The following is a 24,517-nucleotide window of genomic DNA, read 5'->3' on the forward strand; positions in this document are numbered from 1 at the left end:
GGCGTGGGTTCCCGCCCACGCCGGCCCCGGCCGGGTGCCGCTTCCTCAGGCGCTGCGGGCGTCCCGCTCGCGGGCCTTGAGCGCCCGGACGACGCCGTCGCGCCCCTCGGCCACCAGCCGGCGCAGCGGCGCCGGGTGACCCTCCTGAACCAGCCAGCCGTCGGTGGCCGTCACGGTGTCCTCGTCGACCAGGTACGCCGGGTAGGCGAGCTGGACGAACTCCTGCGCCGGCTCGCTGTCCCGCTGCGCCCACACCTGCGCCACGGTGGCGAAGTACCGGTCCCGGTAGGGCGCGGTCAGCTCGACCTGCGCGGGGTGGGTGAAGCCCTGCAGCAGCGCCCGGTTGCGCCAGTTCGGCAGCGCCTCCGGGCCGGTGAGCTGCGCCCACACCGCCGCCTTGTTCTCCGCGGTCGGCACCAGCGCGTGCGCGTACGCCGCCTCCCGCTCGCCGCTGGCGGTGCGGTCGCCGGCCAGCTCGGCCTCCACCTCGGCGGTGCCCGCCGCGCCGTTGGCCACCAGCGACTGCAGCACCGTCCAGCGCAGCTCGGTGTCCACGGTCAGCCCGGCCGGCACCTCCCCGCCGTTGAGCCAGCCGCGCAGCGTGGCCAGGTCCTCGGCGGAGCGGGCCGCGGAGGCGTACGCCCGGGCCCAGGCGAGCTGGAAGCCGCTGCCCGGCTCGGCCGCGGCGAGCGCGGTCCGCGCGGTCCGGGCCAGGTCGGCCCAGCCGGTCGGCGCCCAGGCCGGATCGACGTAGAAGGTGAGCGTGGTGGTCGCCTGCCGGAGGGTCGCGGTGACCAGGTTGATGTCGGTCTCCGCCGGCAGCCCGGCGAGCACCAGCGCCACGTAGTCGCGGCCGGACAGCTCCGCGTCGCGGGTCATGTCCCAGGCGGCGGTCCAGCACAGCGCCCGGGCCAGCGACGAGTCGAAGCCCGAGATGTGCTGCACCACGGTGGCCATCGACCGCTCGTCCAGCCGCAGCTTGGTGTACGTGAGGTCGTCGTCGTTGAGCAGCAGGACGTCGGCGGCCGGCTTGCCGTGCAGCGCGGTGAGCTCGGTGACCTCGCCGGTCACGTCCACCTCGACCCGCTCCCGCCGGACCAGCCGCCCGTCGGTCAGGTCGTAGAGGCCCACCCCGATCCGGTGGGTCCGCAGCGTCGGGTACCCGGCCGGCGCCTCCTGGCGGACCAGCACCCGCTCGTACCCGCCGTCGGCGCCGATCGTCACCTCGGGGCGCAGCGTGTTGACCTGCGCGGTCTCCAGCCACTGGGCGGCGAACTTGCGCAGCTCCCGGCCGGAGGCCGTCTCCAACTCCGACAGCAGGTCGTCGAAGGTGGCGTTGCCCCACGCGTGCTTGCCGAAGTACGCCCGCAGGCCGGCCAGGAACGGCTCCTCGCCCACGTACGCGACGAGCTGCTTGAGCACGCTGGCGCCCTTGGCGTACGTGATGCCGTCGAAGTTGACCTCGACCGCCTCCAGGTCCGGCATCTCGCAGTAGACCGGGTGGGTGGAGGAGAGCTGGTCCTGCCGGTAACCCCAGTTCTTGCGGATCGACAGGAAGGTCGTCCACGCCTCGGCGAAGCGGGTGGCGTGGGTGTTGCACCAGTGGCTGGCCCACTCGGCGAACGACTCGTTCAGCCACAGGTCGTTCCACCAGCGCATGGTGACCAGGTCACCGAACCACATGTGCGCCAGCTCGTGCAGGATCGTGTTGGCCCGCTGCTCGTACTCGAAGTCGGTGACCTGGGAGCGGAAGATGTAGTGCGACTCGGCGTGCGTGACGCAGCCGAAGTTCTCCATCGCGCCGGCGTTGAAGTCCGGCACCCAGAGCTGGTCGTACTTGGGCAGCGGGTAGCGCACCTGGAACTGCTCGTGGAAGAAGTCGAAGCCCTGCTTGGTGATCAGGAACAGGTCGTCGGCGTCCAGGTAGCGCGCCATCGAGGCCCGGCAGAACACACCCAGGTCGATGCCGTCGTGGCTGTCCCGCACCTCGTGGTACGGCCCGGCGCAGAGCGCCGTGATGTAGGTGCTCATCCGGGCCGACTCGGCGAAGTGGACGGTCTTCAGCGCCTCGCCGGCCGGCTCCTCGCGCGCCACCGGCATGTTGGACACCACCCGCCAGTGCTCGGGGACGGTGGCGTGCCAGGTGTAGACGCTCTTCAGGTCGGGCTGGTCGAAACAGGCGAAGACGCGCTGCGCGTCGGCCGTCTCGAACTGGCTGTAGAGGTAGGTCTCACCGTCGACCGGGTCGACGGTGCGGTGCAGGCCCTGGCCGCTGTTCGAGTAGGCGAAGTCGGCGTCGACCACGAGGACGTTCTCCTCGGCCAGGTCGGTCAGGGTGAGCCCGTTCTCCGCGGACCAGCCGGAGAGGTCCACCGGCGTACCGTTGAGCGTCGCGGCGTGGACCGAGTCGGCGGCCGTCTCGATGAACGTGCTCGCTCCCGGCTCGGCGCAGCGGAACCGGACCTCGGTCACCGAGCGGAACGTCCGGCCCCCGGCCTGTACGGCGGTCGACAGGTCAAGGCTGATGTCGTACCCGGTCACGTCGAGCAGGCGGGCCCGCTCGGTGGCCTCGACCTGGCTCAGGTTGCGCACTCCCGGCACTGTTCGTCTCCATCCCACTCGTCTCGCCGCGCCCCGCGGCAGCGTCTCACCGGCCAGCTCGTGACGACCGGCCCGAAACCGAGTCTTCCATGCACGGACGTGCGGCGGTGGCCGAGGTCACGCTCTCATTCCGGTGCCGGTCGATGCCGCGCGGGGTGAGGATCGGGGTAGCGGCGCGCCGGGGTCCGGCGCGCGAAGTCGTGAAGGGATATCACCGTGACCGAACGTGTCGCTGTGGACATGTGGTTCGACCCGCTCTGCCCGTGGGCGTGGATCACCTCCCGCTGGCTGCTGGAGGTCGAGCAGGTCCGGGACGTGGAGATCCGTTTCCACGTGATGAGCCTGTCCGTGCTGAACGAGGGGCGGGACCTGCCCGAGCAGTACCAGGACCTGATGCAGAAGGGCTGGGGCCCGGTACGGGTCTGCATCGCCGTCGAGCAGGCGCACGGCGGCGAGGTGCTGGCCCGCCTCTACACCGCCCTGGGCACCCGGATCCACCTCGGCAAGGAGGAGCTCGGCCGGGAGCTGCTGGTCGGCGCGCTCACCGACGTCGGGCTGGACCCGGCGCTGGCCGACGCCGCCGACTCCACCGAGTACGACGAGGCGCTGCGGGCCAGCCACGAGGCGGGCATGCGGCCGGTCGGCACCGACGTCGGCACCCCGGTGATCCACGCCCCGGGCCCGGACGGCCGCCAGGTCGCCTTCTTCGGCCCGGTGATCACCCCGGCGCCGAAGGGCGAGGCGGCCGGCAAGCTGTGGGACGGCGTCCTGCTGGTCGCCGGCACGCCGGGCTTCTACGAGCTGAAGCGCACCCGCGAGCAGGGCCCGATCTTCGACTGAGCGGCGGCGCACGGGCCCGCTTCCGCACACCGCCCGTGTCGCAGTGCCTCCGCCGAACCCCGCGCCGCCCGCCGTCACCCGGGCGGCGCGGGGTTCGTTTCACCGGGTGTCCCAGCCGGCGGCCCACCCGGCCGCACTCCCGGCAGCTCCTGGAGGCGTTTTCCATGGCCAAGCACCGCCGCATGCCCGACGACGAGCCGCAGCCGGCCACCGGGGAGTCCGGTGCGACGTACTGGTCGGTGACCGAGGGCGACTGGCCGGACGTCCGGCCGACCCTGCCCACCGAGATGGTCGATCTGCTGGCCCCGCCGATCGTGGTCGGGGTGGCCCGGGTGGTGGCCACCTCCCGGATGAGCCCGCCCGGCGACCCGGACGGGCCGGCCCGGACACCGGCCCCGGTCCGCGCCGCCACCGCCGGCGGCCGCCCGCCGCAGGGCGGCACGACGACGGTACGGCTCGCCACCGCCGCCGCCACGACCTCCCGGCCGCCCGCCCCGGCGCCGGGCCGCCGGCCCTCCGGCCGGCACCGCACCTCCTGACCGGCTCGAGCCGGGCCTCTCCTTTCATCTGGTGGACGGGGGCGAGTCCGCCGGTGGGGCCCGCGCGGACGCGGGTAGCGTCAGCGGGCATGACGGTCGTGCATCCGATCGCCCGGGCCTGGATCACCACTGGCGGCACCGGCGCGCAGAACTACGACGAGTTCGCCGACGACGCGGAAATCACCGCCATCATCGAGGCGAACCCGCACAGTGCCCTGGGCATCGAGATGCCCCACCGGGCGCCGGAGAGCGTCGGGAAGTCCTTCCTCGACGCGCTCCCGGACGCGGTGGGCCGCCTCGCCGAGGCCAAGGCCGACGGCAGCTACACCCCGGCCGAGCAGGTCGTGGTGCTCTACCGGATCAGCGCCCCGGGCGAGGAGACCGCGTACGGGCTCTTCGCGATGGTCGACACCGACCAGATCTCCACCCGGGCCGACGAGCCCGGCCTGGTGATCCGCAACGAGGACGTGTTCATCGCCAAGGTGCGCGAGCGGGTCGCCCTGGCCGAGGCGCTCGGGCACCTGCTCTCGCCCGTACTCCTGCTCCAGACCGGGCGCGGCGACGAGCTGCACGCGGCGCTCGCGGCGGCGACCGACGGGGCGGGCGCGCCGGCCGCCACCGACGTGGACCAGGCCGGGCGGACGCACGCGATCTGGCTGCTCGGCCCCGGTCCGGAGCAGGACGAGCTGACCAGCCTTGCGGGCGGCGGCGAGCTGGTGGTGGCGGACGGCAACCACCGCAGCCTGGCCGCGCAGACCGGCGGCTTCCCGCGCTTCCTGTCGGTCATCACCACCCCGGCGTCGGTCGCCATCCAGCCCTACAACCGGCTGGTCAGCGAGCTGACCACCACCCCGGCGGAGCTGCTCGACCGGCTCCGCGCGGCGGGCGCGGAGATCACCGCGCTGCCGGGGCCGGCCGAGGTTCCCGCGACCGGCGGCACCGTGCACCTCCACCTCGCCGGCCAGGGGTACGCGGTGCGCCTGCCGCAGGTCGGCGGGGCCCGGCTGGAGAACCTCGACCACGCGCTGGTGGAGCGGCTGCTGCTGCGCGACGCGCTCGGCCTGGACCCGGGCGACAAGCGGATCACCTACGTCGGGGGCGACTATCCGGCGAGCTGGCTCACCGGCGAGGTCGACGCGGGCCGGGCCGAGCTGGCCGTCCTCATCGCCCCGGTGACCGTGCACGACTTCGTCGCGGTGAACCTGGCCCGGGAGAAGATGCCCCGCAAGAGCACCTGGTTCACCCCGAAGGCCCGCGCGGGCCTGGTCGCCGCGGAGCTGCCGCAGCCGATCTTGTGACGAATCCGCCTTCGGGCCGCCGCCCGCGCGCCGGCCCGGAGGCGGGCCTGTCAGACTGCCCGGTATGCGCGTCTACCTGGGATCCGATCACGCCGGTTTCGAGCTGAAGGTGCACCTCGCCAACCACCTGGCCACGCAGGGGTACGAGGTGGTCGACGTCGGCCCGCACGCCTTCGACCCGGACGACGACTACCCGGCGTTCTGCCTGCACACCGGGCAGCGCGTGGTCGACGACCCGGCCAGCCTGGGTGTGGTGATCGGCGGCTCCGGCAACGGTGAGCAGATCGCCGCCAACAAGATCGCCGGGGTACGGGCCGCCCTCGCCTGGAACGTCGACACCGCGCAGCTGGCCCGGGAGCACAACGACGCGAACGTGATCGCCGTCGGCGCCCGCCAGCACACCCTCGACGAGGCGACCGCCCTGGTGGAGGCGTTCCTGACCACGCCGTTCTCCGGCAACCCGCGGCACGCCCGGCGGATCACCCAGGTCGCCGAGTACGAGCAGACCCACCGCCTCCCCGACCTGCCCGCCTGACGCCCGCCGCCGGCCCGCCCTGCGTCGTCGTCGGGCGGGTTCTGCGCCGTCGTCGGGCGGGTTCTGTTTCGTCGTCGGGCCGGTGCTGTGTCGACGGGCGGGTTCTGTGTCGTCGTCGGGCGGGTTCTGTTTCGTCGTCCGGCCGGTGCTGTGTCGTCGTCGGGCCGGTGCTGTGTCGACGGGCGGGTTCTGTCGACGTCGGGCCGGTCCTGCGCTGTCGTCGGGCCGGTCCTGCCCGCCGCCGGGTTCTGCGCTGTCCGCGCTGGTCCCGCAAGCTGCCCAGGGCCGGCCGAGGTCGGCGCATCCGGTCCTGTCCACCGCCGGGTTCTGCGCTGTCGGCGCCGGTCCCGCGTTGCCCAGGGCCGGCCGGTGTCGGCGCGTCCGGTCCTGCCCGGGCGGGTCAGCGGCCGTTGCGAGGCAGTTCCTCGCGCGGAACCCAGTTCCGGCGGACGATCACCACGCGGGCCTCGGCCTCGGCCAGGTCGTCCTCGGTGGGGCGGGCGGCGTCCCGCGCCCGCAGCGCCGCGGTCACGCTGACCTGCGAGGACCCCGAGCCGACCAGGCCCCGCAGGCCCCGGTCGCCGTCCTCGCCCGACGGCCCGGACCGGCGTCCTCGCGGCTCCGACGACTCCAGCTCGGCCCGTCTGGCGCCGCGCAACGACCTGGAGCCGTCGTCCGACGAGTCCAGCTCGGCGCGTCTGGCGCCGCGTGGTGACCGGCTGCCGTCGTCCGCCGGGTCCAGCTCGGCCCGTCTGGCGCCGGGCTTCGGTCGGTTGCCTTCGTCGTACACCGGGGCCGTGCTGGCGGTGTGCCCCGCACCCTCCGGCGCGTCGGACTCGCCCTGGTGTCGCAACCGCCGTCGCCGCCGCTCCGCATCACCCACCCCCCGACCGTACCGCCCCCGCCCCGCCCGAGCCTGCGTCGATCAAGGAGGTGTGGCTCCCGGCTTGTCCGGCTTTGCGGCTTACCTGCACCGCCACAACTCCATGATCGACGAGGCGGGGGGCGGGGGGCGGGGGGCGGGGGCGAGGGGTGGGGTGGGGTGGGGTGGGGTTAGAAGACTTCCATGGGGGAGGGGGTGCGGTGCCAGGTGAAGGCGGGGGCGGTGGTGGCGACGGTGTTGGGGACCAGTTCACGTAGCCGGCCGGCGGCGGCGAGCGCGCCGAGGCCGGTGCCGCCCAGGTAGAGCTCGCCCAGGGCCCGGACGTCGGCGGCCAGCGCGGCCGGGGCGGTGCTGGCGACGCACTCCGCGCCGTCCGGGCCGCCGACCAGCCGCCACCGGCCGGTGTTCTCCGGCAGCAGGTCGTCGGTCACCTCGATCACCACGTCGACGTCGGTGGCGTACCGGCGGGCGGCCAGCGCGGCGGGCAGGTCGACCACCCGTACCCAGAGGGCGTCGGAGAGCTGGGCGCCCAGCGCCCGCGGCTCGTTCAGCAGCCAGAACAGCGGCTCGTCCAGGGCGGCGGTACGGAACGACAGCCGCCGGGTCAGGTCGATCGAGAGCAGCATCCGCCACAACGCCTGGTACGCGTCCGGCGTCGCGGCCACCACCTCGTCGACCCGGACCTCGCCGCGCGGCCCGCCCCGCTCCCACGCCTCCCGGGTCCGGTAGAGGGCGTACCCGTCGACGCCGTCCCCGCCCTCGTGCAGCAGCACCCGGCGCTCGGTCGCGCCGTCGCGCCGGGTCTTCACGTCGGCGAGCAGGTACGCCCACCAGCGCTCGTCGCGGCTGGACCAGCCGGGACGGTCGGCGCGCACGCGGTCGTACAGCCGGGCCAGGTCGGCCCGGTGCCCGGCCGGACGGTCCAGTCGCAGGGTGCCCCCGGCGGCGGCCGGCTCCGGCAGCCGCAGCTCGGCGGTGTCGCACTGGAGGTGGTAGCGCTGCGCGGCGAGCCCGTAACCGAACCGGGGGTAGATCCGGCCCTCGCTGGCCCAGAGCACCGCCACCGGCTCCCGGCCGGCGTCCCGGATCTCGCGGAGCTGCCGGCGCATCAGGGCGGTGAGCAGCCCGCGCCGGCGGTGGGTGGGCAGGACCGAGACCATCGTCACGTGCGCCGCCGGCAGGCTCGCGCCGGGCACCTGCAGGTCCCGGGTGTACGCGGCGGCGTGCGCCACCGGGCGCCCGCCGTCGCGCACCAGGAGGGCGCGCTCGGGCTCGAACACGCCGCGCTCGACCTCGCTCAGCTCGGGGTCGGGGTCGTCGTGGAAGGCCAGGTACAGCAGCGCGCTGATCTCGTCGAAGTCCTCGGCCCGGGGCACCGTCACGTCCGTCATCGGCCGTGTGTAGCCCATCAGGTGCGGGTTCGGCGACCGATTTGCCGGCTCGCTACCCTCGGAACGGAGGCCACGTCGGTCGAGGGGGAGGACACGAGATGGCGGACCAGACACAACCGTGGGCCGAGCGCACCGTCGAGGTGCCGCCGCAGCCCGGTGTGGGCGTGGTGCCACCGCAGCGGGACGGGTTCCAGCGCGGCGTCGCCCAGGTGGGCGCGCGGCGTACGCCCCGGACCGAGCAGTTCCCCGCCGTGGACCCGACCGGCTGGTCGGCGGAGCCGGCCCCGCGCCGCCCGATGAGCTGGCACCTGGCGCAGCTGCGCCGGGGCGGGGAGTGGAGCGCCGCCGGGGGCCTGTTCGCCTTCGTCTGCTGGGGCATCTGGGCGATCTCCGGCCGGGGCAACCTGACCGCCCCGCTGGTCACCTTCGTGCTCAGCCTGCTCACGGCGGTCGGTCTCTTCGCGCTGGCCCGGCTGGTCGGCCGGATCGTCTGGGAGCGGCAGCTCGGCCGGGTTCGGCGCGGCGCCCGGGGTGCCCACCTGCTGACCGCGCTCTTCCTGGCCGGGGTGGGGGTCGCCTACCTCCAGCAGACCGAGTGGGTGGTCAGCGTTTGGAACTGGGTCACCGGCAACTGACCGCCGTGGCCGCGGGCGGATCGGCGGGTCGCCGCCGCCCGCGGCCCGGTCGCGGTACGCCGCGACGCCGGTCGTCACTCCACCAGGACGGCGCTCGCATTACCCGGCCCGGCCCGCTTCATCCGTCGCCCGGTGGGCTGAGCCGGGGTCAGTGCCCCTCGGCGTCGGCCTTCGGCGAGGCGACCCGCGCGGCCGGGTCCTCCACCCCGGGTTCGCCGCCGCCCGGTGCCACCATCCCGTCGTAGGTGTAGACGGTGCCCTGGTCGCCGTGCTGCTGCGTGGTCCGGATGTAGCGGTGGATCATGCCGTCGATCTCGATCTCCAACAGGGCCTGGTCGCCCGCGTCCTGACTGCTGCCGTCCCGGGGACCGCCGGTCAGGTACGCCTTCGTGTTCGTCTCCATGGGCCAGCCGTACCCCCGGCCGGCGGGGCGAAAACGGGACCGCCCACCGGCCGGGGCGGGCCGCTCACCGAGCCGGGGCGCGCTTCCGGCGCACCGACCCCGGCCGGCCGTCGTGCCGGCGCGCCCGCCCGATCAGCATGGCGGCATGGGCGCATATCGATCGGCGTACGAGCGGAGCCTCGCCGACCCGGAGGGTTTCTGGCGGGACGCGGCGGCGGACCTCGACTGGCACCGGGCACCCGAGCGGATCCTCGACCCGAGCGCCGCACCGTGGTACCGGTGGTTCCCCGACGGGGAGCTGAACACCTGCCACAACGCGCTGGACCGGCACGTGGCGGCCGGCCGGGGCGACCAGCCGGCGCTGATCCACGACAGCCCCGTGACGGGCACGGTCCGCACACTCAGTTACGCCGAGCTGCTGGCCGAGACCGCCCGGTTCGCCGGGGCGCTGCGCCGGCTCGGCGTCGGCCGGGGCGACCGGGTGCTGCTCTACCTGGCCATGGTGCCGGAGGCCGTGATCGCGATGCTGGCCTGTGCCCGGATCGGCGCGATCCACTCGGTGGTCTTCGGCGGCTTCGCGGCACACGAACTCGCCGTCCGGATCGACGACGCGCGGCCGACGGTGGTGGTGGCCACCTCCTGCGGCATCGAGGTCGACCGGGTGGTGCCCTACCATCCGATCCTCGCGGCGGCGCTCGACGAGGCCAACCACGCCCCCCGGCACTGCGTGATCGTGCAGCGCCCCCAGGAGCGCGCCCCGCTCGTCGCCGGCCGCGACCTCACCTGGGACGAGGCGATGGCGGACGCCGAGCCGGTGGAGTGCGTGCCGGTGGCCGCCACCGACCCGCTCTACATCCTCTACACCTCCGGCACCACCGGCCGGCCGAAGGGCGTGGTGCGGGACAACGGCGGGCACGCAGTGGCGCTGCGCTGGTCCATGCGCAACGTCTTCGACATCTCGCCCGGCGAGGTCTTCTGGGCCGCCTCCGACGTGGGCTGGGTGGTCGGCCACTCCTACATCGTCTACGCGCCGCTGCTCACCGGGGCGACGACGGTGCTCTACGAGGGCAAGCCGGTGGGCACCCCGGACGCCGGGGCGTTCTGGCGGGTCGTCGCCCAGCACCGGGTGGCCGCCCTGTTCACCGCGCCCACCGCGATCCGGGCCATCCGCCGGCAGGACCCGGACGGTGCGCTGCCGGCCCGGCACGACCTGAGCGGCCTGCGCACCCTCTTCCTGGCCGGCGAGCGGCTCGACCCGGACACCTGGGAGTGGGCGGGGCAGCGGCTCGGCGTACCGGTGGTGGACAACTGGTGGCAGACCGAGACCGGCTGGCCGGTGGCGGCCAACCTGCGCGGCCTGGAACCGCTGCCGATCAAGCCCGGCTCCCCGTCGGTGCCCGTCCCCGGCTACGACATCCGGGTGGTCGACGGCGGCGGCCGGGAGGTGCCGCCGGGCACCGACGGCTCGATCGTGATCCGGTTGCCGCTGCCGCCCGGCTGCCTGCCCACCCTCTGGGGCGACGACGAGCGCTTCCTCCGCTCCTACCTGGCCACCTTCCCGGGCCACTACCTGACCGGGGACGGCGGCAGGTTCGACGAGGACGGCTACCTCTACGTGATGGGTCGCACCGACGACGTGATCAACGTGGCCGGGCACCGGCTCTCCACCGGCGCCATGGAGGAGGTGCTGGCCGCCCACCCCGCGGTGGCCGAGTGCGCGGTGATCGGGGTGGCCGACCCGCTCAAGGGCCAGGTGCCCAGCGGGTACGTGGTGCTCAAGGCCGGCGCCGAGGTGGACCGGGACGCGCTCGCCGGTGAGCTGGTCGCCCTGGTGCGGCAGCGGATCGGGCCGGTGGCGGCGTTCCGCCGGGTCACCGTGGTGCCGGCGCTGCCGAAGACCCGCTCCGGCAAGATCCTCCGCCGGACCATGCGCGGGCTGGTCGAGGGGCGGGACGAGCCGGTGCCGCCGACCATCGACGACCCGGCGGCGCTGACCGTCTTCCGCGACCTCGGTTCGGGAGCTACTCCTTGACGTTCGGGAGCTACACCTTGACGTTCGGGAGCTACTCCTTGACGAAGCGGTGGAGCACGAAGTCCTGCTCGGAACCGCAGGCGATCATCTCGGTGTTCCACGAGCAGGAGTCGCCCCGTACGTCCCGCAGCTCGCCGAGCGGCACCAGTTTGCCGGACCCGGCGCCCACCCCGGCCACGCTGCGGTCGTCCACCCCGCTGCCCAGCGCGTCGGCGAAGAGCAGCAGGTTACCGGCGTCGACCCGGACGGCCACGCCCTCCTCGTCGTCGAGGATCCGCGTGCCGTCGGCGGCGAAGAGCGTCGCGGCCGGTTCCGGGTAGCTCCGTCGGGCCAGCACCCGCTCGCCGACCGGCACCAGCTGGGTCATCCCGGGCGCCGCCCACCGCTTGGCGCCCTGGCCCTCCCCGGCGGCCACCACCTGCGCGGTCTTGTCGTCGGAGCCGGTCACCTCCAGCAGGCAGGCGCGGTGCTTCCCGCAGGGCGCCAGCGCCTTGGCCCGCCGGTTGTCGTCCTCCGCGCGGTACAGGACGCTCGGCTGCGCCTGCCGCCCCAGGTCGTACGCGAGCAGCCGCCCGTCGTCACCGGCCACGTAGAGCCGGTCCTCGTGGGCGACGACCAGGTCGTCCGGCTCGGCCACCGCCTTCCAGCGGCGGATCTCCTTGCCGGAGCCGAGGTCGATCAGCCGGACCGACTTGTCCGCGCTGATCTGCACGAGCTGCCCGACCGGGCCCTGCTCGGGGTCGCGCGGCGAGCCGTCTCCGTACCCGGGGCCGGACACCGTCTCGGCGGTGGTCACCGGGTGCACGCTGTCGCGCGTGTTGCCGTACTCGTCGGCCAGGTCGGGCAGCGACCACTGCTCGTCGCCGTTGCTCAGCTTCCGCCCGACGAGCCGTTTCCGCTCGTGGTCGGTGAACGCCACCACCTCGTTGCCGACGAACATCTCGTCGTCGCGGTCCATGGTGTGCCGCCACCGTGGTTGGCTTCCGCCGTCGAGCACCTCGAGCTGGCGGCTGTCGCTGCCGCCCGCGGCGTCGGCGACCAGCGCCACCGCGCCGGGCAGCGCGACCAGGCCGGCCCACCGGTCGGTCGTGGTGGCGCTCTCCCGGCGCCACAGCTCCTTGCCCGTGCCCACGTCGACGGCCACCACCGCCAGCCGCTTGTCCTCGCGCGGATAGGCCAGGTAGGCCCGGCCGCCGGCCAGCGCGGTGAACATCTCCGCCGGCCGCTCGGTGGCGCCCGCGAACCGGGTGCCCTTGCCGAACCCCTGGAAGTCCAGCTCGGGGTGGCGGTCCCGGGTCAGGTAGAGCAGGGCCGCGGTGGCCACCCCGGCCAGCGCGGCCACCGCGCCGAGCGAGACCCACAGCGCGCGCCGCCGCCGGCCGCCGCCGGGCGTCGCGGCCGGCGACCCGGGCGTCCCGTTCCCGGGTACGCCGGGCCAGCCCGGCCATCCGCCCGGCTGCTGCGGGATCCCGGGGGCCAGCGGGGGTACGCCGGCGGGCGGCCGGCCGTGCTGCGGCCAGGCGGGTGCCGGCGTACCCGGGGCGGGGGAGTGCGGGGCCACGGCGGTGCCTGCCGGTGCGGCGGCGGCGTTGTGCTGTGGTCGGGTGGGTGTCGGCGTGCCCGGGGCGGGGGAGTGTGGGGCCGCGGCGGTGCCTGCCGGTGCGGCGGCGGGCGGCGGGCCGTGCGGGGTGGCGGGCCGGGTGCCGTTCGGCCCGGCGGCGAACGCCGGGCCGGGTGCGTCCCAGGCGGAGGCCGGGCGCGGCGGCCCGGCGGCGACGGTCGTGCCGTCGCCGGAGGCGGTGCGGCCGGCCGGGAGGACTGGCGCGCCGGGGCCGGCGGGCGACACCGCGGCGGGCAGCGTGCCCTCGGGGCCGAGACCGGGCAGCGTGCCGCCCGGTCCCCGCGGCAGGTCCGATCCCACCGGCGGTGGCGTGGTGAGGTCGGGCCGCCCGGACCCGGCCGGCTGGTCCGCCGCGTCGGGCCGAACCTCGGCCGCGTCCGGCCGTTCGCTGCCGGGCACGGTTGGTGCGCCGGCGTCGGCCTCGGGTTGGTGGGCGGCGGGCACGGTCGGTGCGCCGGCGGCGGGGTCGGACTGGTCGCTGGCGGGGACGGTTGGTGCGCCGGCGTCGGGGTCGAGTTGGTCGGTGGCCGGCAGGGCCGGTGCGCCGGCGTTCGGATCCGGTCGATCCGTGCCGGGCCGCGGTGGCGTACCGGCGTCGACCAGAGTGCCGCCCGGGCCGACGCCCGGCGTCGCCCCGGCCGGTGATCCGGCGGGGGCCGCGCCGACCGGGGCCAGCGGCAGCAGCGGGGCGGCCGACCGGGTCCGCGGCAGCGGCAGGTCGGTCAGCGCGCCCTCGGCGACCGGCAGCTCGGGCTGCTCCAGCACGGTCGGCGCGATCCCAAGCTCGGCGTGGAGCAGCCGGGCCACCAGCGGGATCCGGGACGAGCCGCCCACCAGGAACAGTCCGGCGAGCAGCTCCGGGGTCAGCCCGGCCGCGGCGACCACCCGCCGGGTCTCGGCGACCGCCCGCCGCAGCAGCGGGGCGGCCACGCCCTCCAGCTCGGCCCGGGTCAGCGACACGGCGGCCGGGACGCCCGGCACCGCGACCGGTGCGGCCACCGTGCGCGACAACATCTCCTTCGCGCCCCGCACCTGCTCGACGACGTGCAGCCGCTCCCGCCACTGCGTGGTGTCGGCCGGCTCGCTCAGCCGCGCCCACTGCACGGGGTGGGTGGCGGCGACCCGCGCGCCGACCACCGCCAGCAGGGCGGCGTCCAGGTCCAGCCCGCCCAGGTCGTCGAGGCCACCGCAGGAGATCACCGTGAAGCCGGAGTCCCCCCACGGGTCCGCGCCCTCGTTGCGGACCACCGCGACGTCCAGGGTCCCGCCGCCGAAGTCGAAGACCGCCACCGACTCGCCCACCGGCACCGGCCGTCGCAGCACCTCGGTGTAGTAGCGGGCCGCCGCGACCGGCTCGCGCAGCAGCCGGGTGCCGGGCGGGATGGGACCGGAGAGGGTGTGCTCGGCCGCCGACGGCCAGCCGGCCAGGGCGAGCGCCTCGGCGAGCACCTGCCGCCGACCGGCGTCCCAGGTGGCCGGGCAGGTCACCACGGCGGGCGGCAGGAATCCGAGCGCACCGACGGCGGCCTCGCCCACCGCGCGCAGCACCGCGCCGAGCAGCTGGGCCGGGGTGTACCGGTGGCCGCCGAGGGTCACCTCCGGCTCGTCGACGCGGCGCTTCGGGTTCGGCTCATACCGGTCCGGGTCGGCGTGGGCCAGCCGCAGCGCGTCCCGCCCGACGTGCAGGCGCCCGTCGGTGTCGGCGTACACCCCGGACGGGAGGATCGGCTGCCCGTCCACGAGCAGCGGGCGGGTACGCCCGTCCGGCCAGCGCAGCACGGCCACCGTGTTCGAGGTGCCGAGGTCCACGCCGAGGGCGAAACCGTCCCGCTGGCCTGACATCCGTCGCTACCTCCACCCGACGAGGGGATGTCCGGCCCCGCATCGTACGCAGTCGCCGCCGTACCCCTCGCCCGCCGGTCGATGTACGCCTGCCCCGCCCCGATGGACACCCGCGGGCTGAACCGGTGTGATGCGCAAGGCGCCTGCTGCGAACGGCCGACCCGACGACGTCTCCTGCCCGCTCGTGACCGTTGGGCCGGGCGGCTACCGGCTCGTGGGTGGCCCGCCAGACGTGCGGCTAGGCCCAGCGTCGCCGGTGCTGACTACCCTCACCGCCGTGACGACGATCGAGCAGCTTGAACGGGACGTTTGGCCGGACCCCGGCCCGGAGGTCACGTCTCTCGTGAGGCGTTGCACGGAGCTGCGCCGCAAGCCGTTGGTGGAGTTCACCGTCGAAGACCTGCGCATCATGCTCGGGCAGGAGATCGTCGCCTGTGATCCACATCCGTGTGGGCGGGAGCGCAGGACGAGTGTCGCCAGCCCTAGGGTCGGAGCGTGAGCGTCAACGAGGACTCCTCCGGTCAGCTTCTCGCGCCTGGCTCCGGGATCGCAGGCGACAGCCGCGAACCAACCAGCGACCTGACGGCAGTCCGGGAAGCTGTCCGACGGCAGGCCCAGCGGGCGACCTCCGGCATCGAGGACATGGTGTTCTACCTGTCCCAGCAGGTGGCGGATGAGTCGCATCGCGAGGTGACCGGTCCCCTGCTGGCTGGCACCGGTGCGAGCGGTGCCGTGCGGCACCGAGGTCGGGTGGTCGCCGAATGGGGCGACTCGGCGATCCCGGAAATGCTGTTCAGCGGCACCAAGAGCGTCGTCGCCACCGTGGCGGGATTGGCCTTCGACCGAGGACTGCTCGCCCCGGATGCGCTGGTGTCGGCGACGGTCCGTCATCCGATGGTCGATTGCCTCGGAATCGAGGGGATCACGTGGCTGCATCTGTTGCAGCAGACCAGCGGGTTGAACGGTGAGCTGTGGGGAAAACCGACGGGGGTGGACGCGCAGAGCCGCCGTGAGGGCTTCGAGCGCGAGGGAGCGCCCGGTACCGGGTGGGCCTACAACGACGTACGGGTGAACCTGCTCTGCCTTGCCTTGACGGTGCTGTTCCGCCGACCGCTGCCCGACGTGCTCCGCGAGGACGTGCTCGAACCACTTGGTGCCTCCTCGTCCTGGTCCTGGCACGGCTACACCGACTCGGTCATCGACATCGACGGGATGCCCACGCCAGTCGTCAGCGGCGGGGCGCACTGGGGCGGCGGTCTGTGGATCTCCGCGAGGGATCTGGCTCTGCTCGGTGAGCTGTACCGGTGCCGGGGCGAGTGGCGGGGCCGGCGGCTGCTCAGCGAAGAGTGGATCGACCGCGCCTGGAGTCCCTGCGACCTGAACCCGGACTACGGCTACCTCTGGTGGCGCAACGATTCCCAACGGGTACAGTCCGGCGCTCCGGCCAGCGGACGATGCGCCCGCGGCAACGGCGGCCGTCACCTGCTCTGGATCGACCCTGCCCGGGACCTGGTCATCGCCTCGCACTGGGGCGACGAGGTCCGCGACCTGATTACCGAGGTCTCGGCCGCCATCCCGGCGGTCCCCGCCCGCACTGGCTGGCCTGGGGCTGACTGACAGGAGTGCCATGGACCGGACGCGGTAGTTGGAGAGTCTGTCGGAGCACTTCGCCCAGGCAAGCGATGGACCGCCGCATCGCCGGAAGTGGTCGACGCCGACCGTGAATGGCACGCGGATGGCACGCGGATGGCACGCAAGATCCAACACGGGGGAGAAGCGAAAGGCCCAGGTACCGCGATCATGCGGTCTACCTGGGACTTCGCACGTGGAGCGGGCGACGGGAATCGAACCCGCACCGTCAGTTTGGAAGACTGAAGCTCTGCCATTGAGCTACGCCCGCGCTCACCCCGCTGCTGCGGGGCGCGCGAGACAGCCTACCGAATCCCCGTACCGGTCGCGCGGCCCCGTACCCCGTGCCGCGCCGGACCGTTCGCGGAGAAGTGGCCCTTCCCGATGGCCGGAAGGCACGCTTTGCCGCAGAGCGCCGTCCCCGCCGCGCAGCGCGTCGGGGTGGGCCGGTGGGGGGTCGGGGGGCGCGGACGGCATACACTTCTCGTCGCCACGGGGTGTGGCGCAGCTTGGTAGCGCACTCGCTTTGGGAGCGAGGGGCCGTGGGTTCAAATCCCGCCACCCCGACTGTCGTTCGCGGCCGGCTCGTCCCGGGCACCGCCGAATTTGCGCGCGGTACCCGGGCCCTGCCGACGCAGCAGGCCGGCTCGCCTACACTCGATGCGCGCAATCACGCCCAGACTCAACTGAGATCCGTCAAGGAGTACGCCTGTGAAGAGCACCGTCGAGACTCTGAGCCCGACGCGCGTGCGGCTCGCCATCGAGGTGCCGTTCGTCGAGCTCGAGCCGAGCCTCAAGAAGGCGTACCGGGAAATCGGCCAGCAGGTCCAGGTTCCCGGCTTCCGCCGGGGCAAGGTTCCCAGCGCGGTGATCGACCAGCGGGTGGGCCGGGGGACCGTCCTCAACGAGGCGATCCAGGAGGCCATCCCGCAGAACATCCTCGCCGCGGTCCGCGAGCACGACCTGAAGACGCTCGGCCGTCCCGAGGTCGACATCACCGAGTTCAACGACGGTGACTCGCTCAACTTCACCGCCGAGGTCGACGTCCGCCCGGAGATCAGCCTGCCGGACCCGGCCACCATCGAGGTGACCGTCGACGAGATCGAGATCGCCGACAGCGAGATCGACGAGCAGGTGAGCAGCCTGCGGGAGCGGTTCGCCACCCTGAAGACCGTCGAGCGGGCCGCCCAGGAGGGCGACTACGTGCAGATCGACCTGAACGCCACGGTCGACGGCGAGGACGTGCCGGGCGGTTCGGCGAGCAACATCTCGCACGAGGTCGGCAGCAAGCAGCTCCTGCCGGGTCTGGACGAGGCCCTGGTGGGCCTGGCCGCCGGCGACACCACCACCTTCACCACCCAGCTGGTGGGCGGCGACTACGCCGGTCGCGACGCCGAGGTGGCGGTGACCGTGCGGACGGTCAAGGAGAAGGAGCTGCCGGAGCTCAACGACGACTTCGCCCAGCTGGCGAGCGAGTTCGACACCATCGAGGAGCTCCGCAACGACGTGCGGGAGCGGATCACCCGGGGCAAGCAGGTCGAGCAGATCTACGCCGCCCGGGACAAGGCCCTCGAGCAGATGGTGGCCGCCGCCGAGGTGCCGGCGCCGGAGGGCGTCGTCAAGGAGGAGGTCGAGAGCCGCAAGGCCGCGATGGTCGACCAGCTCGAGCGGATCGGCGCCTCGATGGAGGAGTACCTGGCCGCCGAGGAGAAGACCGAGGAGCAGATCGACACCGAGCTGACCGAGGCGGCCACCGAGGGCGTCAAGATCCAGCTCCTGCTCGACACCCTCGCGGACGCCGACGACGTGCAGGTCTCCGACGACGAGTTCGGCCACGAGATCGTGCACCGGGCGCAGCGCGCCGGCATGGCCCCGCAGCAGTACTACGACCAGCTGGTCCGCTCCGGCGCCGCCGCGGCCGTCTTCGGCGACGTCCGCCGGGGCAAGGCGCTCGCCGCGGTGATGGAGAAGATCAAGATCAAGGACGCGGCGGGCAACGAGGTCACGCTGGACGCGCTGCGCGCCCAGAACGAGGCCGAGCACAACCACGAGCACTGATCGTCGGGATTCGGCCGCCGTCCTGCGCTGTGCGCTGGGCGGCGGCCGAAACCCTTTCCGGGGTACGCCTTGCGGGTGACTGCGCTGAGAGCGAACAGTGCCCGGACCGGGAGTACGCCCCCCGGTCGAGCGGTTAGTGTCGGTGACGACGGTACGGAGAGCGAAGGGCTGCCATGACCGACATGCACATCCCCAAGAAGTCGCTCCGGGCGATCGAGGCCCGTGGTGGCGACTCCATTGGCAACCTCGACGACTCGGTCTACAACCGGTTGCTCAAGGAGCGGATCATCTTCCTGGGCAGCGAGGTGACCGACCAGGTCGCCAACCGCATCTGCGCGCAGCTGCTGCTGCTCGCCGCGGAGGACCCGGACCGCGACATCAACCTCTGGATCAACTCGCCGGGTGGCTCGGTCTACTCCGGCATGGCGATCTACGACACGATGCAGTTCATCGACAACGACGTGTCCACGGTGGCGATGGGCATGGCGGCCTCCATGGGCCAGCTGCTGCTCTGCGCCGGCACCAAGGGCAAGCGGTACGCGCTGCCGCACGCGCGGATCATGATGCACCAGCCGTCGGGTGGCATGGGCGGCACGGCCGCCGACATCGCCATCCAGGCCGAGCAGATGCTCTACACGAAGCGGATGTTCCAGGAGCGGGTCGCGCACCACACCGGCCGGTCCGCGGCGGAGATCGAGGCCGACTCCGACCGGGACCGTTGGTTCACCGCCCAGGAGGCGCTGGACTACGGCTTCATCGACAAGGTGATCACCGGGGCCGCCCAGGTTCCGGAAGGCGCCGGGACCCTGAGCTGACCGAGGAGCTGACGATGACCGACCTGAGCCTGCCGCCCCAGTTCGCGGCCGTGCACAACCGCTATGTTCTGCCGTCGTTCGTCGAGCGCACGTCGTACGGGATGAAGGAGTCCAACCCGTACAACAAGCTCTTCGAGGACCGGATCATCTTCCTCGGCGTCCAGGTGGACGACGCGTCGGCCAACGACGTGATGGCCCAGCTGCTGACGCTGGAGGGCACCGACCCGGACCGCGACATCATCATGTACATCAACTCGCCGGGTGGCTCGTTCACCGCGATGACGGCGATCTACGACACCATGCAGTACGTCCGCCCGGACATCCAGACCGTCTGCCTGGGCCAGGCGGCCAGCGCGGCGGCGGTGCTGCTCTCCGCGGGCACCCCGGGCAAGCGGATGGCGCTGCCCAACTCCCGGATCATCATCCACCAGCCGGCCACCGAGGGCGGCTACGGCCAGGGGTCGGACATCGAGATCCAGGCCCGGGAGATCCTGCGGATGCGGACGCAGCTGGAGGACATGTTGTCCCGGCACTGCAACCGCCCGATCGAGCAGGTTCGCAAGGACATCGACCGTGACAAGATCATGACGGCCGAGGAGTCCAAGGACTACGGGCTGGTCGACACCATCCTGACCAGCCGCAAGAAGGGTCTGCTGGCGGCGCACGCCGCGAGCTGAGCTGTGTGCGGTCGGAGGTCGGTCGGGGTATCGTTCCCGGCCGACCTCTGACACACCCGCTTTGGGGGTCGGAGAAACTCCCGCCAGCGGGTAACGTCGGGTCTGTACCGCTTCGTTGGGTCGGACCGGCGGGTGGGACGACAGACGGACGGGCGCTCGGCGCCCGCAGGTCAGGGCCGGCGTTCCGGCCGACGAGTGCAGGGAGAACGTAGGTGGCACGGATCGGTGACGGCGGCGACCTACTGAAGTGCTCCTTCTGTGGCAAGTCGCAGAAGCAGGTCAAGAAACTCATTGCGGGCCCCGGGGTCTACATCTGCGACGAGTGCATCGACCTCTGCAACGAGATCATCGAAGAGGAGCTGGCCGAGTCCGGCGAGGTGAAGTGGGAAGAGCTTCCCAAGCCGATGGAGATCTGCCAGTTCCTCGACAACTACGTCGTCGGTCAGGAGCAGGCCAAGAAGGCGCTCGCCGTCGCGGTCTACAACCACTACAAGCGGATCCAGGCCGAGGCGGCCGGCGCGCCGGGCTCCGGCTCCGACGGTGTCGAGCTGGCCAAGTCCAACATCCTGCTGCTCGGCCCGACCGGCTGTGGCAAGACCCACCTGGCGCAAACCCTGGCGCGGATGCTCAACGTCCCGTTCGCGATCGCCGACGCCACGGCCCTCACCGAGGCGGGATATGTCGGCGAGGACGTGGAGAACATCCTCCTCAAGCTGATCCAGGCCGCCGACTACGACATCAAGCGCGCCGAGACCGGCATCATCTACATCGACGAGGTCGACAAGATCGCCCGTAAGTCGGAGAACCCGTCGATCACCCGGGACGTCTCCGGCGAGGGCGTGCAGCAGGCGCTGCTGAAGATGCTCGAGGGCACGGTGGCCAACGTGCCGCCGCAGGGCGGGCGCAAGCACCCGCACCAGGAGTTCATCCAGATCGACACCACCAACGTGCTGTTCATCTGTGGTGGCGCGTTCGCCGGGCTGGACCAGATCATCGAGGCCCGCACCGGCTCCGGTGGCACCGGTTTCGGCGCCCGTCTCCGGTCGGTCTCGGAGCGCTCGACCGACGACATCTTCAGCCAGGTCATGCCGGAGGACATGCTCAAGTTCGGGCTGATCCCCGAGTTCATCGGCCGGCTGCCGGTGATCACCAACGTGCGCAGCCTGGACCGCAGCGCCCTGGTGCGGATCCTCACCGAGCCGCGCAACGCCCTGGTCCGGCAGTACCAGCGCCTCTTCGAGCTGGACGGCGTCGAGCTGGAGTTCGAGCCGCCCGCGCTGGAGGCCATCGCCGACCAGGCCATGCTCCGTGGCACGGGGGCGCGTGGGCTGCGCGCCATCATGGAGGAGGTCCTGCTCTCCGTGATGTACGAGGTGCCGAGCAACCCCGACGCCGCCCGGGTGCTGATCACCCGAGAGGTGGTCCTGGAGAACGTCAACCCGACGATCGTGCCCCGCGAGTTCAGCGGCCGCCGGCGCCGGGACCGCGAGGAGAAGTCGGCCTGAGTGCCGTTCTCGACCGCGCCCGGGTCAGCTCGGGCGCGGTTGGCGTGAGCGGGTCCGCCGATCCCACTCGCCCGACGGGGTGACCACCACCATCACGAGCCGTACCGGCTCCTCGCCCGTCGTGCGGTAGCCGTGTTCCCGGTCCGCCGGGAACTCGATGGTGTGCCCGGCCGGTACGTCGTGGTCGACGCCGGCCACGGTGACGGTGAGCGTGCCGGCCAGCACGTGCAGGATCTCCCGGGTCCCGCGCGAATGGTCGGGGGAGTGGTGTCCCTCGCCGGGCTCCAGTCGCCACTCCCAGAGCTCCACCAGGTCGGGCTCGCCGAGGCCGTTGAGCAGCCGGGCGGTTCCCCCGTGCGTCCCGCGCCAGAGCACCGGCGCGTCGACGGTCGCGGTGATCCGTACGCTGCTGCGTTCGGCGGGCTCCAGCAGCTGCGCGATGGTGACCCCGAAGGCGTCGGCGACCCGGCAGAGCGTACCGATGCTGGGGTTGGTCCGGGCGGCCTCGATCTGCACGAGCATGCCCTTGCTGACTCCCGACCGGCCGGCCAGCTCCTCGAACGACCAGCCGCGGGCGGCCCGCAGCTCGCGCACCTGGCGGGCGACCGCGGCGGTCACCGCGCCCACCCGCCCGCTTCCGGCGTCGGTCATTACACTATCCTTCACGGTTAATATTGTGATACGACATGCTGATGTTCCCCATTCTGCTCGCCGCGGTGTCCGCGGTCGCCTTCGGCACGGCCGACTTCTCCGGTGGCAAGGCGTCCCGGCGCGCCAACCCGGTGGCGGTGACCGTGGTCTCGCAGTTCCTCAGCGTCCCCCTGCTGCTCGTGCTGGTGCTGCTCGTGCCCGGCACGCCCCACCCGCTCGATCTGGCCTGGGGGCTGTTCGCCGGCGTGGCCGGCGCGGCCGGCGTCATGCTGCTCTACCGCGCCCTGTCCACCGGCATGATGGCCGTGGTCGCCCCGGTCACCGCGATCACCGCGGCGGTCGTGCCGATCCTCGCCGGCCTGGTCACCGCGCACTACCCGGGCACCGTGGCGCTCGGCGGCGCGGGCCTCGCCGTGGTCGCCATCGCCCTGGTCAGTCTCGGCGAGAGCGGCGGCACCGGCCGGGTGTCGCGCCGGGTGATCGGCATGGCGCTCGGCGCCGGCCTGCTCTTCGGCGTCTTCTTCGCCCTGCTCGGCCAGGCCGACGAGGACGCCGGCATGTGGCCGGTGCTCGCGGTGCGGGCCAGTTCGATCGCGTTCGGGCTCGCGGTCGCCGCGCGCATCGGGGTGCGCCTGCGGATCGAGCGGCGGGTGCTCGGCTGGGCGGCCGCGGCCGGCCTGCTGGACTCGGCGGCGAACGCGTTCTACCTGGCCGCCGCGAGCCGCGGGCATCTGAGCATCGTGGCCGCGGTCGCCTCGCTCTACCCCGCGAGCACCGTGCTGCTGGCGCTCGCCGTCGACCGGGAGCGGTTGCGCCCGGTTCAGCTGGCCGGTCTCGGCTTCGCCGCCGGTGCGCTGGTGCTGGCGAGCGTCTGAGCCTGTCGTGACCCGGCACCCGCCCGTACCCTGATCTCCATGCGCGTCGCCGTCTGCCAGCTCAACTCCCGCGACGACCGGGCGGCGAACCTCGCCGCCGCCGGGGCCCTGCTCGAGCGGGCCGCGGCGGCCGGCGCGGACCTCGCCGTCCTGCCGGAGTACGTCGACTACCTGGGCCGCGCCGAGGCGATGCCGCCGGCCGAACCGGTCGACGGCGTGGTCGGCCGGTTCTTCGCCGACGCGGCCCGCCGGCTCGGCATGTGGGTGATCGCCGGCTCGTTCCACGAGGCCGGCCCGGATCCCGAGCACACCTGGAACACCTCGCTGGTCTTCGACCGCAGCGGCGCGCTCGCCGCCGGCTACCGCAAGATCCACCTGTACGACGTGGAGATCCCCGGCCGGGTGTCGTACCGGGAATCGGCGACGGTGGCGCCCGGGGACCAGCCGGTCGTCGTCGACGTCGAGGGCCTGCGGGTCGGCCTGTCGATCTGCTACGACCTGCGCTTCCCGGAGCTGTACCGGCAGCTCGCCACCGACGGCGGCGCCGAGCTGCTGGTGGTGCCCGCCGCGTTCATGATGCACACCGGACGGGACCACTGGGAGGTGCTGCTGCGGGCCCGCGCGATCGAGAACCAGTGCTACGTGGCCGCCGCCGGACAGACCGGCGATCACGAGCCGTCCCGGACCTGCTTCGGTCGCAGCATGGTGGTCGACCCGTGGGGGACGGTGCTCGGCCAGGTGCCGGACGGCCCGGGCGTCACCGTCAGCGACCTGGACCTGGACCGGCTCCGGACGATCCGCGCCGAGCTGCCCAGCCTGGCCAACCGCCGGCTCTGATCCTCGGTCAGCTCTCCAGCAGCACCCCGATCACGGTGAAGCCGGCGATCGCCGCGGCGGTGACGAGCAGCGCCGTGGTCATCCGGGAGGGGCCGCGACGCAGCAGGCGGCCGACGGACAGCAGGACGACGACGAGCACGAAGGCGCCGATGACCAGCTGCCAGAAGGGGAGCAGGAGGCCGAGCAGCGCCTCCTCGGCGAGTGTCGTCACCGTGGACCGGGACACGTCATCCATGCCGAACACTCTGGCACGCCGCGGCCGGCGGCGGCCTCCTTCGAACGCCCGTCCCGCCGACCTTCGATCGCCCGTCTCGCCGACCGGAGGGGACGGGCGGACAGCCGTCCGGTCAATGACGATCTTTGATTTGCCTTCTCGCGGCCGTCCGCGTAACTTTCTCTCTGCACGCGGGAGGCCGGGCAAACCGGCCGAGAACGGGCGCCAGGCTGGTGGCGGAGACGCCGAGCCAGACTGAGGATCCGGGCGGTGCGACACACTCCGGCAAGACCGGGTTGCGATCGCGAAGCCGGCCGGGTAGAGTTCGAAAGCCGGCAGGGAGCCGGGCGGGTGGCCGCGAGAGCGGCGATCGGCCGGTCCACCGGAACCCACGACAGAAACGACCGCCACGAATGGCGTGCGTCAGCGTGGATCGGACTGACCAAGTTGATCACCTCGAACCTGAGGTTGACAGCGAAAGTCGGACCCGGTAAGTTGGAGAGGTTGCCCCGGATAGAGGCTCCACGGTGTGGGGTTTCTGGATGGTGTGTGGTTGTTCTTTGAGAACTCAACAGGGTGCTTGTAAAGCCAGTGCCAATTGTTTTATACCCCGGACTGGTCAGTTTTTGCTGGCTG

21 protein-coding genes and 2 tRNA genes are annotated in these 24,517 nt (G+C 73.1%); 15 read left to right on the forward strand and 8 right to left on the reverse strand.

Going from position 1 to position 24,517, the window contains the following annotated elements; all coding sequences use genetic code 11:
• Positions 1-45 precede the first annotated feature (45 nt).
• Positions 46-2,592 (reverse strand): aminopeptidase N, encoded by a 2,547-nt coding sequence (gene pepN / locus ACIBPB_RS22935; protein WP_396841521.1) that lies wholly within the window; start codon positions 2,590-2,592, stop codon positions 46-48.
• A gap of 225 nt (positions 2,593-2,817) precedes the next feature.
• On the opposite strand from pepN, the gene ACIBPB_RS22940 reads away from it, so the two are divergent.
• The 4 genes from ACIBPB_RS22940 to ACIBPB_RS22955 all read left to right on the forward strand — a co-directional run bounded on the left by ACIBPB_RS22940 (position 2,818) and on the right by ACIBPB_RS22955 (position 5,813).
• Positions 2,818-3,441, forward strand: a complete 624-nt coding sequence (locus ACIBPB_RS22940) for a DsbA family protein (RefSeq protein WP_396841522.1) — start codon at positions 2,818-2,820, stop codon at positions 3,439-3,441.
• A gap of 164 nt (positions 3,442-3,605) precedes the next feature.
• On the forward strand, positions 3,606-3,980 hold the full coding sequence (locus tag ACIBPB_RS22945; RefSeq protein WP_396841523.1) for a hypothetical protein: 375 nt from the start codon (positions 3,606-3,608) through the stop codon (positions 3,978-3,980).
• A gap of 89 nt (positions 3,981-4,069) precedes the next feature.
• Positions 4,070-5,278 (forward strand): DUF1015 family protein, encoded by a 1,209-nt coding sequence (locus ACIBPB_RS22950; RefSeq protein WP_396841524.1) that lies wholly within the window; start codon positions 4,070-4,072, stop codon positions 5,276-5,278.
• A 64-nt stretch (positions 5,279-5,342) separates the two neighbouring features.
• Positions 5,343-5,813 carry a ribose-5-phosphate isomerase gene (locus ACIBPB_RS22955; protein ID WP_396841525.1) on the forward strand — a complete coding sequence of 157 codons (471 nt, stop codon included), beginning with the start codon at positions 5,343-5,345 and terminating at the stop codon, positions 5,811-5,813.
• Between the two features lie 400 nt (positions 5,814-6,213).
• Here ACIBPB_RS22955 and ACIBPB_RS22960 read toward each other — a convergent pair whose 3' ends face one another.
• Together ACIBPB_RS22960 and ACIBPB_RS22965 are read right to left on the reverse strand one after the other, a co-directional pair.
• Positions 6,214-6,603, reverse strand: a complete 390-nt coding sequence (locus tag ACIBPB_RS22960; protein WP_396841561.1) for a hypothetical protein — start codon at positions 6,601-6,603, stop codon at positions 6,214-6,216.
• Between the two features lie 263 nt (positions 6,604-6,866).
• Positions 6,867-8,087: a GNAT family N-acetyltransferase gene (locus ACIBPB_RS22965; RefSeq protein WP_396841526.1), complete on the reverse strand. Its 1,221-nt coding sequence runs from the start codon at positions 8,085-8,087 to the stop codon at positions 6,867-6,869.
• 98 nt (positions 8,088-8,185) lie between these two features.
• Between ACIBPB_RS22965 and ACIBPB_RS22970 the strand changes: the two genes are divergently transcribed.
• A complete protein-coding gene (locus ACIBPB_RS22970) occupies positions 8,186-8,722 on the forward strand; it encodes a hypothetical protein (RefSeq protein ID WP_396841527.1) in 537 nt (178 codons plus the stop codon).
• 148 nt (positions 8,723-8,870) lie between these two features.
• On the opposite strand, the gene ACIBPB_RS22975 is transcribed toward ACIBPB_RS22970, so the two are convergent.
• On the reverse strand, positions 8,871-9,125 hold the full coding sequence (locus ACIBPB_RS22975) for a hypothetical protein (RefSeq protein WP_396841528.1): 255 nt from the start codon (positions 9,123-9,125) through the stop codon (positions 8,871-8,873).
• Between the two features lie 145 nt (positions 9,126-9,270).
• Between ACIBPB_RS22975 and ACIBPB_RS22980 the strand changes: the two genes are divergently transcribed.
• Complete coding sequence (locus ACIBPB_RS22980) at positions 9,271-11,157, forward strand: propionyl-CoA synthetase (RefSeq protein ID WP_396841529.1); 1,887 nt, start codon at positions 9,271-9,273, stop codon at positions 11,155-11,157.
• A gap of 31 nt (positions 11,158-11,188) precedes the next feature.
• Here ACIBPB_RS22980 and ACIBPB_RS22985 read toward each other — a convergent pair whose 3' ends face one another.
• Positions 11,189-14,620: an Hsp70 family protein gene (locus tag ACIBPB_RS22985; protein WP_396841530.1), complete on the reverse strand. Its 3,432-nt coding sequence runs from the start codon at positions 14,618-14,620 to the stop codon at positions 11,189-11,191.
• Positions 14,621-14,897: 277 nt separating this feature from the next.
• Here ACIBPB_RS22985 and ACIBPB_RS22990 point away from each other — a divergent pair, with 277 nt between their 5' ends.
• Positions 14,898-15,119, forward strand: a complete 222-nt coding sequence (locus tag ACIBPB_RS22990) for a contact-dependent growth inhibition system immunity protein (protein WP_396841531.1) — start codon at positions 14,898-14,900, stop codon at positions 15,117-15,119.
• Positions 15,116-16,237, forward strand: a complete 1,122-nt coding sequence (locus tag ACIBPB_RS22995) for a serine hydrolase domain-containing protein (RefSeq protein WP_396841532.1) — start codon at positions 15,116-15,118, stop codon at positions 16,235-16,237. The genes ACIBPB_RS22990 and ACIBPB_RS22995 overlap by 4 nt, the downstream gene beginning before the upstream one ends.
• Before the next feature lie 209 nt (positions 16,238-16,446).
• Here ACIBPB_RS22995 and ACIBPB_RS23000 read toward each other — a convergent pair.
• A tRNA-Gly gene (locus ACIBPB_RS23000) sits at positions 16,447-16,520 on the reverse strand.
• Between the two features lie 222 nt (positions 16,521-16,742).
• Here ACIBPB_RS23000 and ACIBPB_RS23005 point away from each other — a divergent pair.
• The 5 genes from ACIBPB_RS23005 (at position 16,743) to clpX (ending at position 21,304) form a co-directional block, all read left to right on the forward strand.
• Positions 16,743-16,816: transfer RNA gene (locus tag ACIBPB_RS23005), tRNA-Pro, on the forward strand.
• A gap of 144 nt (positions 16,817-16,960) precedes the next feature.
• On the forward strand, positions 16,961-18,307 hold the full coding sequence (gene tig / locus ACIBPB_RS23010; RefSeq protein ID WP_396841533.1) for a trigger factor: 1,347 nt from the start codon (positions 16,961-16,963) through the stop codon (positions 18,305-18,307).
• Between the two features lie 173 nt (positions 18,308-18,480).
• Entirely contained in the window at positions 18,481-19,122 is a 642-nt protein-coding gene (locus tag ACIBPB_RS23015; protein WP_357318700.1) for an ATP-dependent Clp protease proteolytic subunit, read from the forward strand.
• Positions 19,123-19,136: 14 nt separating this feature from the next.
• Positions 19,137-19,799 (forward strand): ATP-dependent Clp protease proteolytic subunit, encoded by a 663-nt coding sequence (locus ACIBPB_RS23020; protein WP_396841534.1) that lies wholly within the window; start codon positions 19,137-19,139, stop codon positions 19,797-19,799.
• Between the two features lie 212 nt (positions 19,800-20,011).
• Positions 20,012-21,304, forward strand: a complete 1,293-nt coding sequence (gene clpX, locus ACIBPB_RS23025) for an ATP-dependent Clp protease ATP-binding subunit ClpX (protein WP_396841535.1) — start codon at positions 20,012-20,014, stop codon at positions 21,302-21,304.
• A 24-nt stretch (positions 21,305-21,328) separates the two neighbouring features.
• Here the strand turns inward: clpX and ACIBPB_RS23030 are convergent, their stop codons facing one another.
• Complete coding sequence (locus ACIBPB_RS23030) at positions 21,329-21,955, reverse strand: helix-turn-helix domain-containing protein (protein ID WP_396841536.1); 627 nt, start codon at positions 21,953-21,955, stop codon at positions 21,329-21,331.
• A 35-nt stretch (positions 21,956-21,990) separates the two neighbouring features.
• Between ACIBPB_RS23030 and ACIBPB_RS23035 the strand changes: the two genes are divergently transcribed.
• A complete protein-coding gene (locus tag ACIBPB_RS23035; protein WP_396841537.1) occupies positions 21,991-22,830 on the forward strand; it encodes an EamA family transporter in 840 nt (279 codons plus the stop codon).
• Positions 22,831-22,869: 39 nt separating this feature from the next.
• Positions 22,870-23,667, forward strand: coding sequence for a carbon-nitrogen hydrolase family protein (locus ACIBPB_RS23040; RefSeq protein ID WP_396841538.1), 798 nt, complete (start codon positions 22,870-22,872; stop codon positions 23,665-23,667).
• A gap of 7 nt (positions 23,668-23,674) precedes the next feature.
• Here ACIBPB_RS23040 and ACIBPB_RS23045 read toward each other — a convergent pair whose 3' ends face one another.
• Positions 23,675-23,902, reverse strand: coding sequence for a hypothetical protein (locus ACIBPB_RS23045; protein WP_396841539.1), 228 nt, complete (start codon positions 23,900-23,902; stop codon positions 23,675-23,677).
• Between the last annotated feature and the right edge of the window lie 615 nt (positions 23,903-24,517).

The organism is Micromonospora sp. NPDC049836 (genome assembly GCF_044465125.1).
Lineage (GTDB): Bacteria > Actinomycetota > Actinomycetes > Mycobacteriales > Micromonosporaceae > Micromonospora.